Annotated in this window: 9 protein-coding genes and 1 pseudogene; 6 read left to right on the top strand and 4 right to left on the bottom strand. The window is 35.0% G+C overall.

The features are described from left to right. Positions 1–1,056, bottom strand: a 1,056-nt coding sequence (locus HMPREF2728_RS03845) for an SIALI-17 repeat-containing surface protein (protein WP_148130261.1), incomplete at its 3' end; no start/stop codon positions are given. Positions 1,057–1,516: 460 nt separating this feature from the next. Here HMPREF2728_RS03845 and HMPREF2728_RS03840 point away from each other — a divergent pair. The 3 genes from HMPREF2728_RS03840 to HMPREF2728_RS03830 are packed head-to-tail and all read left to right on the top strand — an operon-like array spanning position 1,517 to position 3,667. Continuing rightward, complete coding sequence (locus HMPREF2728_RS03840; protein WP_000420681.1) at positions 1,517–1,831, top strand: YdcP family protein; 315 nt, start codon at positions 1,517–1,519, stop codon at positions 1,829–1,831. Between the two features lie 15 nt (positions 1,832–1,846). Further along, positions 1,847–2,233, top strand: a complete 387-nt coding sequence (locus tag HMPREF2728_RS03835) for a YdcP family protein (protein ID WP_000985040.1) — start codon at positions 1,847–1,849, stop codon at positions 2,231–2,233. Between the two features lie 39 nt (positions 2,234–2,272). Then, entirely contained in the window at positions 2,273–3,667 is a 1,395-nt protein-coding gene (locus tag HMPREF2728_RS03830) for an FtsK/SpoIIIE domain-containing protein (RefSeq protein ID WP_002368310.1), read from the top strand. Positions 3,668–3,962: 295 nt separating this feature from the next. Here the strand turns inward: HMPREF2728_RS03830 and lsa(C) are convergent, their stop codons facing one another. The 3 genes and pseudogenes from lsa(C) to HMPREF2728_RS03820 all read right to left on the bottom strand — a co-directional run bounded on the left by lsa(C) (position 3,963) and on the right by HMPREF2728_RS03820 (position 6,168). Further along, positions 3,963–5,441 carry an ABC-F type ribosomal protection protein Lsa(C) gene (gene lsa(C), locus HMPREF2728_RS03825; protein ID WP_075227096.1) on the bottom strand — a complete coding sequence of 493 codons (1,479 nt, stop codon included), beginning with the start codon at positions 5,439–5,441 and terminating at the stop codon, positions 3,963–3,965. A gap of 147 nt (positions 5,442–5,588) precedes the next feature. Next, a pseudogene (locus HMPREF2728_RS10310) lies at positions 5,589–5,750 on the bottom strand (conjugal transfer protein); the annotation flags it as partial. Positions 5,751–5,868: 118 nt separating this feature from the next. Continuing rightward, on the bottom strand, positions 5,869–6,168 hold the full coding sequence (locus HMPREF2728_RS03820) for a helix-turn-helix transcriptional regulator (RefSeq protein ID WP_075227095.1): 300 nt from the start codon (positions 6,166–6,168) through the stop codon (positions 5,869–5,871). Between the two features lie 658 nt (positions 6,169–6,826). Between HMPREF2728_RS03820 and HMPREF2728_RS03810 the strand changes: the two genes are divergently transcribed. The 3 genes from HMPREF2728_RS03810 to HMPREF2728_RS03800 are packed head-to-tail and all read left to right on the top strand — an operon-like array spanning position 6,827 to position 9,145. Then, positions 6,827–7,819 (top strand): hypothetical protein, encoded by a 993-nt coding sequence (locus HMPREF2728_RS03810; RefSeq protein WP_000799122.1) that lies wholly within the window; start codon positions 6,827–6,829, stop codon positions 7,817–7,819. After that, a complete protein-coding gene (locus HMPREF2728_RS03805) occupies positions 7,816–8,019 on the top strand; it encodes a DUF3173 family protein (RefSeq protein WP_000998327.1) in 204 nt (67 codons plus the stop codon). The genes HMPREF2728_RS03810 and HMPREF2728_RS03805 overlap by 4 nt, the downstream gene beginning before the upstream one ends. Beyond that, on the top strand, positions 8,006–9,145 hold the full coding sequence (locus HMPREF2728_RS03800; protein WP_000047856.1) for a tyrosine-type recombinase/integrase: 1,140 nt from the start codon (positions 8,006–8,008) through the stop codon (positions 9,143–9,145). Before HMPREF2728_RS03805 ends, HMPREF2728_RS03800 begins: the two co-directional genes overlap by 14 nt. Positions 9,146–9,150 lie beyond the last annotated feature (5 nt).

Below are 9,150 nucleotides of genomic sequence, written 5' to 3'. Positions count from 1 at the left end.
GGCTTCGGACACTGCACCCAGGCCATTAACACCACCTTCAAATGTTGGTTTTGTTGGCTCGACTAAGGATTCGCCTGATACGCCACCTGTGAATTCTGGTTTGTCATGGACTTCTGGAAGGCCACTTTGACTGCTAAATTCCGGTGTATACTCTGGTAAGGATTCAGCTACTGCATCTGGGCCATTGACTCCACCTTCAAATGTTGGTTTTGTTGGCTCAACCAAGGATTCGCCTGATACGCCACCTGTAAAGTCTGCTTTGTCGTGGACTTCTGGGACGCCACTTTGACTACTCAATTCTGGTGTATACTCTGGCAAGGATTCAGCTACTGCTCCTGGGCCATTAACACCACCCTCAAATGATGGTTTAGGTGGTTCAACTAAGGATTCGCCTGATACACCGCCTGTGAATTCGGAAATTTCATGAATGGCTGCTTGATTTACTGGTTTTGCAGGAATTTCTGGACTCTCACTAGATGTTATATCTTGGCCTGTTCCTCTTAAATCCGTCTCTAATAAATAACCGACATAGTCATAGCCTTTAATGTCAATAATTCCTTGAGTTAAACCATCTGCAGACACAAGGGTTTTAGTCTGATCATAAGCTAGTAAGTCCTTGTGTTCAAAAGCAAATACTTGATAAGGTAGTAATAAACTCTTACCCACAGAAGCAATCAATAACACTCCAACTATCTTAGAAGGCTTTTTCCTAGAAAATAGGAAAACCACCAAACTAGCCGTCAGAAGACCAAGACCAGCCAAGGGGAAGGTGACGGATCCTGTTTGAGGTAAGACGGCTTGTCCCTGCTTACGATAGACTAGATAATAGCTCTCTTGACTAAGATCTTGTGGTAATTCATGGTGAATGAGTTCACGTTCAGCAGCTGTCAACTCCGATTCTGCTAAATAGTGAAAGGAAACTTGCTTGGTCTCATCAGCCTGAACCAGTTTTGGTTCAAGTGTTCCTCCAATGAAGGCAAGTCCAATCAATACCGAGCCCACTCCCATGCTCAGTTTACGAATGGCAAATTTTTGTAGCTTTTTTCTATCTTCCATGTCAGCTTTGTTCTTGTCCTTAAAGACATCTCCTTTATTCCGTTTTCATAATCTTATTATAATATTTTGTTGATTTTTTTACAAAATATTTTCGAGATAAATTGATATTTTTTAGAATAAAAAACAGTATAAAAATCTAATTATCCGCATAAACACTGGACTTATCACACTTTATCAAGGTCAAAACCACTCAATTTACTACTAATTTACTACTTATGAATGAGCTTTGATACGACGATTTATCCTTGAAAAGTGAAGATACAAAGATACTTCCAATAAAATTGAATATTTAATAGGTAGACACTTCAAAAAATGAGGTGTCTATTTTTTTACCCAATATTTGAAAGGAAGTGAACTTATGAAAACAGAAAATCAAGAATCAAAAGGTCGCTCCCCTCCCTTTAAGACCATCAAACAAACAAGATTTATCAAACAATAAAAAGAAAGGATAGGTAAAAATATGGAACTTAAATTTGTGATTCCCAACATGGAAAAAACATTTGGCAATTTAGAATTTGCTGGCGAGGATAAAGTAGAACAGCGAAGAATCAACGGACAATTAACTGTCTTATCTCGAAGCTACAACCTCTATTCTGACGTTCAAAGAGCAGATGATATTGTGGTGGTGCTTCCTGCTGAAGCTGGAGAAAAACATTTCGGCTTTGAGGAACGTGTAATGTTAGTCAATCCACGTATTACCGCAGAGGGCTATAAAATTGGTACTCGTGGATTCACAAATTACCTTTTACATGCGGACGACATGATAAAAGAATAAAGAAAGAGAGGAAAAATGATGAGATTACCTAATGGCATTGTATTAGATAAAGACGCTACATTTGGAGAATTAAAGTTTTCAGCACTCCGTCGTGAAGTACGAATCCAAAATGACGACGGTACGGTTTCAGATGAAATCAAAGAACGTACCTATGATTTAAAATCCAAAGGGCAAGGACGTATGATTCAAGTGAGTATTCCTGCCAGTGTTCCTTTGAAAGAGTTTGACTATAACGCAAAAGTGGAAATCATCAATCCAGTTGCAGATACCGTCGCTACCGCTACCTTCCGAGGGGCAGATGTTGACTGGTATATCAAGGCAGACGATATTGTATTGACGAAAGATTCCAGTACCTTTAAAAATCAGCCACAACCTAAAAAAGAGCCAGCCACGGATAAATAGTCATGCTACTTCCACTAGAGAGAAAGGAGGAAATCCCGCATGAAACAGTTTGGCATTCGTGGTAAAAGGATTCGCCCAAGTGACAAGGATTTAGTCTTTCATTTTACAGTAGCGTCCTTACTGCCAATTTTCCTGCTGGTTATCGGACTGTTTCATGTGAAGACAATCCAGCAGATTAACTGGCAGGACTTTAACCTATCACAAGTAGACAAGATTCACATTCCCTATTTAGTTATTAGTGTTAGTGTCGCAATTCTTGTCTGCTTGCTGGTGGCATTTCTATTCAAAAGATATAGATATGATACAGTAAAACAACTGTACCACCGTCAAAAGCTGGCTAAGATGGTACTTGAAAACAAGTGGTATGAATCGGAACAGGTCAAAACAGATGGCTTCTTCAAAGATTCGTCCAGTCGTACTAAGGAAAAGATAACCTACTTTCCCAAAATATTTTATCGCCTTAAAGATGGTTTAATACAGATGCGAGTGGAAATCACGCTAGGAAAATATCAAGACCAGCTCCTACACTTGGAAAAGAAATTAGAAAGCGGATTGTACTGTGAGCTGACGGATAAAGAGTTAAAAGATTCTTATGTGGAATATACCCTGCTCTATGACACCATCGCCAGTCGTATTTCTATTGATGAAGTCCAAGCCAAAGATGGCAAACTACGCTTGATGGAAAACGTATGGTGGGAATATGACAAGCTCCCTCACATGCTCATAGCTGGTGGTACAGGTGGCGGTAAAACTTACTTTATACTGACACTGATTGAAGCCTTGCTTTATACAGATTCTAAGCTCTATATTCTTGACCCAAAGAACGCCGACCTTGCCGACTTAGGCTCTGTGATGGGGAATGTCTACTACAGAAAAGAAGATATGCTCTCCTGCATTGACCGTTTCTATGATGAAATGATGGCACGAAGTGAAGCTATGAAAGAGATGGAAAACTATAAGACTGGCGAGAACTATGCCTACTTAGGACTTCCTGCAAACTTTCTTATCTTTGATGAATACGTGGCTTTCATGGAAATGCTGGGAAATAAAGAAAATACCGCAGTCTTAAACAAGCTCAAACAGATTGTCATGTTAGGTCGTCAAGCTGGCTTCTTTTTAATACTGGCTTGTCAACGTCCAGACGCAAAATATTTAGGCGACGGAATCCGTGACCAGTTTAATTTCAGAGTGGCACTTGGAAGAATGTCTGAAATGGGCTATGGCATGATGTTTGGCAGTGATGTACAAAAAGATTTCTTCTTAAAACAAATCAAAGGTCGTGGCTATGTTGATGTGGGAACAAGTGTCATATCAGAATTTTACACTCCCTTAGTACCAAAAGGTCATGACTTTTTGGAGGAAATAAAAAAACTAACCAACAGCAGACAGTCCACGCAGGCGACGTGCGAAGCGAAAGTCGCAGGTGTGGACTGATCTTGCTGGCTGGTGTGGCGATAGCCACGCCAGCACCTAACCCCCCGTATCTAATTCCGAGAAACTATTTGAAATAAAAAAGAATGCTGATAAATCAACATTCTCTAACTGTATTTTTTTTATGAAGATATTAACTTTTGTCTGTTTAGCTACCAAAAGGCTACCAATAAATTTGAATTATTTTTAATATGATTTTTAGTAATATACATTATTACTGAGTTTCAATCTTTTTAACAATAGCATAAGGTTATTGTTAAAAAGGTTTACCTCGACAAACTAAAAGATATTATTTAGTTTATAATCGTATTATTTTATTCGCTATATCTTCTACAAACCTCTTATCGTGTTCCACAAATATGAGTGTAGGATTTGCTTCTTTTATAATTTCCTCAATCTGTATTCTTGATATTACATCTAAATAATTCAGTGGTTCGTCCCAAATAAATATATGAGCTGGCTTTGACAAACTTACAGCAATTAAAACTTTCTTTTTTTGTCCATCGCTATAGTTCTTCATATCTATTTCAAATAATTCTCTTGCAAAATCTAATTTTCTAAGAATTGTTTTGCACAATGTTTCATCAACACCTTGCTTATGAATATACTCGTTTAGGCTACCTGTTAAATTGGATGTATCTTGAGGAACATATGATATTTTTAAATTACTTGCTAATTTTACATCACCTGAATACTCGTGATTTAGACCTAATAAAATTTTAATCAAGGTTGATTTTCCGCTACCATTACCCCCATATATAGCCACTATATCACCTTGCTTTATATCAAAACTTATATTACTTAATATCTGCTTTTTTCCATAATATGATGATAAATCGCAAACTGATATTAGAGGATTTTTGTGGTGATGTAACGGATGCAATAATAGACTTTCCTTTGTTTCAATATCTTTTAGTAAATTCTGTTTTTCTTCTATTGCCTTATTTTGTCTATTCTCCAAATTCTTAGATTTTTTCATCATCTTAGCTGACTGATGACCTATATGCCCCTTGTCTGGTTTTACACCTGATACTTTCACGCCGTTTTTAGTATTTTCAACTTTATCAGACCAAATTTGACTTTGTCTTGCAGCTTCTTTTAATCGTTTAATATCTTTTCTTAATTTCTCATTTTGACTAATCTCAAATTGGTCTTTCATCAATTTATTTTCATACCACGATGTAAAATTTCCTGATTGGACATCAATAGAATTCCTGTTAATAGAAATAATATGATTGATACAACCATCTAAAAAATCTCTATCATGTGATATAAGCAAAAAACCTTTTTTATTTTTCAGATATTCACTGACAATTTTTCTTCCGTCCATATCTAAATGGTTTGTTGGTTCATCTATAAGTAAAAAACCATCTTCTCTTGTAAACAAAATAGCTAAAAGGATTTTTGTTTGTTCTCCTTTAGAAAGCGTTTCAAACTTTCTGTAAATAAGACTCTCATCTACCTTTAGCAAATGAAGTTCTCTAAATAATTTCCATTCTTCCTCATCTGATATTAGTTCTCTATATAACTCAATCCCTAATTTTGAAGTATCACTTAAATTGGGTGGGAATTTAATAAAGTCAACACTTTTGCTGATTTTCCCCTTATAAACTTCTTGGTTTAGAAGCAGCTTAAATAGTGTTGATTTCCCAATTCCGTTTCTTCCTATTAGTCCTGTTTTCCAGTTCGTATCAAATGAAAATGATACATTTTCAAATACAGGTTTTACATAGCCATAATATGAGAAAGTAAGGTTTTCAATTTTAATTGTTGACATAAAAACACCCCCTCAAATTCAGATTTGAGTATTTCTTTTTCTAAACTCAAAATATATTCTTTCAATTAGACTCACCTCCTAACAAAATTCTAATTTGTTCTATTATACCAAATTTACTCCTGTCACATAAAGCTAAACAGAAAAATATTACAATCTTGTAATTACTGTATTTCTATTAAGCTTAACTTTGCCTTTTCTCTTGATATAGTCTTCAATATCAAACACATTCTTTTTATCAAAATCTTCAAGTAACTTATAATTCTTGTGCTTTGTAATATCGAACTTATCCGACAAAAATGGTCTGACGCCTCAAAGCTGGAAGATATCTTGCCTCTCGTTTCCTCTATTTTCCCAGCATTTAATAAATGCTTTAGCTTGCTTTTTTTGTTCCCGGCTATTATTCACTTTGTGCTCCCCAACTACCACATTATTTTGATTTATTTAATAAATCCTTTAAAGTGTTAATAATTTTGTTTTTATCTGTTTCTGTCAATTCATACTCTCTCAATAAACTAACAATTTCTTCTAGTCCGTCATCACGTCCTTTTAAAATCTCAAAAGATGTACCAAATATTTCAGCTAATTTTTCTACTGTTTCATCTTTCGGATTTCTCCCTCCGTTTTCCCACCTAGCGTACTGGGCTTGAGCTACACCTAACTTTTCAGCAACTTCTAATTGAGTAAGTCCTGCTTCTAGTCGGGCTTTTTTTATATTGTCTTTTAACATTTTAAAATCCCTTTCGTTTTTCTATTGACTTATAACCAAAATGGTTGTATTATGCTTATATATCCAAAATGGTTATATAAAAACAAAGCATACAAAATAAGTGATACTAGTTAACTTTATGAGTATGCAAAAACACCCCAGAAAGCTCTGCAAAGCGTTCTGAGGCTTTCGTTTTAAACCAATACAATTATACCAAAATGGTAATAAATAGTCCATAAGAAGCGAAATATGGCTAGATTGAGGATGTTATGACATCTATACAATTGGTATTTCCAATCAATAAAATGAACAATACTCATTCTTTTTATTCGCCTAGTTTAGAAGAATATATTCAAGTAAATGATAATGAATTTGAAGATATTAGAAGTGAAGAAATTGAGCTTCGAGCACTTGAACTGCTCTCGACTTTTCTAGACAAGTACTTTAGCTATTTTTTAAACCAATTAAATTGAAGGTTGGGAGGCAAGTGCGAGGGCGCAGGCCGAAGGCAAAGCGCCCGAAGCATGAAGTACTTCCAACCTTCAATTTAAAAGCTGGCGTTTCTAACAGCCAGCAAACCGATACACTTAAGACAACGTCCTAAGTAACGAGTCATTGGCAAAAATCAATAGTAGCAACGAATTACGCAGATTTTAAGTATAGAAAGGAGGCGTTACAGTTGAAAAATACCATTCAATCTCTACGAGAATATCAAAGTCAAGTAGATTTATCAAAACTAGAAAAATCTATTTATATCAGCATTGACAGATTAACAGTAATCTTTGATAGTGAGAACCAATCACTTAGACGAATATTTCGTGAATTACGAAAATCACTCGATAATATAATTCAAGAATTTAGTATTCAAGAAAATCTAAGAGAAGACTATTTTACTCTTTATAAAATGATAAACGAAGATAGTATAAATCTAATTTTCTTTCAACTATCGGATTATGGTGGTTATCAAGTCATACGCCTAGACTTCAACCCAAACTCACTAAAAGAATTTGAGGGGTTACAAGTGTGGAGGCAGATTATGAATTACGCTCGATTAAATCGATTAGAAATTAGACTGTCACGATTAGATCTTGCTTTTGATATCTTTAATAGGCCAGAAATAGTTTTTTTACAACATATCAAAGGAGGGGTTAGTCATAAAATATTCTACGGTAGAGGGGGAAATATAGAAAGTAAATACTGGGGTGCAAGTGGTAGCAACGTTCAAGTACGTTTGTACGATAAGAATATAGAGGTATTAAGTCACAAAAGAGATGATAAATTAAAAATAGAAAGCAAGCCCTTTTGGTGGCGGTTAGAGTTCCAACTTCGGACAAAGGCTATAAACGAAGAAACCATTTCAGAGATTTCTAAACGATTGGAGAATTTTAGCTTTTTTAGTCTTTCAAGTGTTCCAGATGATAGCAAAGCATTTGCTTATATCTTTCTCCATGAACCTGCACTCTTACCCGAATTATTCCCCTATCTGAAACCTAACACTATTAGAGTTAAAAAGACTAGGCTTAGAAAACATTTAAAAGCATTTGATAGTAGCTCATTTTCTTTAGAGCTACAAGATGCACTTAAAGAACAAACCCCACGATTAAATAATGAACTCAAACAATTAATAGGAGAATTCCTAGAACTTACTAGTAAAGGAGAAATTGATTTATGAACGATAAATTAACTATGACAGTACAAGAAATTATGGACTTAGGTTTTTCAAAATGGACTGCTTATAATATTTTACGGCAAGCAAAACATATTATGGTCGAGCGTGGTTTCGATTTCTATAACAATAAAGGACTTGGAACTGTTCCAGTATCAGTTGTAGCAGAGATACTTGGATTGGAGGAACTCCATGTCAAAAACTAGATATACCGGTGTTACGAAAGATGATAAGACTGGCAAATATACTTATTATTTTAAAGCTGGAGTTGACCTAGCTACTGGTAAACCTTATCAAGAACGTAGACGTGGTTTTCAAACCGCAAAAGAAGCCTTTGAAGCACGTACAAGAGCATTGAACAAGGTACAACAAAAAGGAGGAATTAAGCATACTCAATGGACTTTTAAGCAGTTTATGGAAGAAGTTTTTATGCCAAATTATTACGCTACAACAAGTCCGGATCTCGAACACAGACGTCAAGTTATATTCGATGAATTTATTCAATACTTTGGTAAGAAAAAACCTAGAGAAATTACTACTTATGATGTGATTAATTATAGAAACGGTTTATTAGAGAGATATTCAAATTCATATGCAAGAAACAAGATGACTTTGCTTAATCAAGTTTTGAAAACTGCAAAAAAATATGGATTGATTTTTCATGAAATTCCCACAAGTAATATCAGTCCAATTCCAATCATAAAAAAACATATAGATTTTTGGACAAAAGACGAGTTCCAAAAAGTAATACAATGTCTTGATAAAAAGAGTTATTTTGAGCACTTTGTTTATACGCTTTTTTGGCTTTATTATTTTACAGGAATGCGTGTAAATGAGGCGACTGCTCTTTATTGGGAAGATGTAGATTTTGAAAAGAAAACTCTAGCAATCAATCACAACTTACAGTATATAAACCGTGAAAATTGGGTTCGGCGTAACAAACTAAAAACTGAAAGCTCCAGACGAACCATTGGCCTTGATGATAATACTCTAAACGTACTTAAAGAATGGAAAGAACGACAAGCAAAAGTTGACAAGATACCATTCATTCTATCACTTGATGGAAATCCATATCGTAAACGTAGTATTAGAGACCAGATTCTAAAATATTCTAAACGAGCAGGAGTTAAATACATTCAACCAAAAGGTTTAAGACACTCCCATGCGTCATTACTTATTAATGAATATAATGTAAATGCTCTATATATTCAAAGACGATTAGGTCATTCTGATGTCAAAACTACACTTAGCATTTATAGTCATTTATACCCAAACGCTGATTCCGAATTAACAGATAAACTCAATCTGATATCAAGTGATTTTATCGACTAAATCTC

The sequence above is a fragment of the Streptococcus sp. HMSC061D10 genome, from assembly GCF_001808865.1.
Taxonomy (GTDB): domain Bacteria; phylum Bacillota; class Bacilli; order Lactobacillales; family Streptococcaceae; genus Streptococcus.
This window is presented reverse-complemented; position numbering and strand designations above follow the sequence as displayed.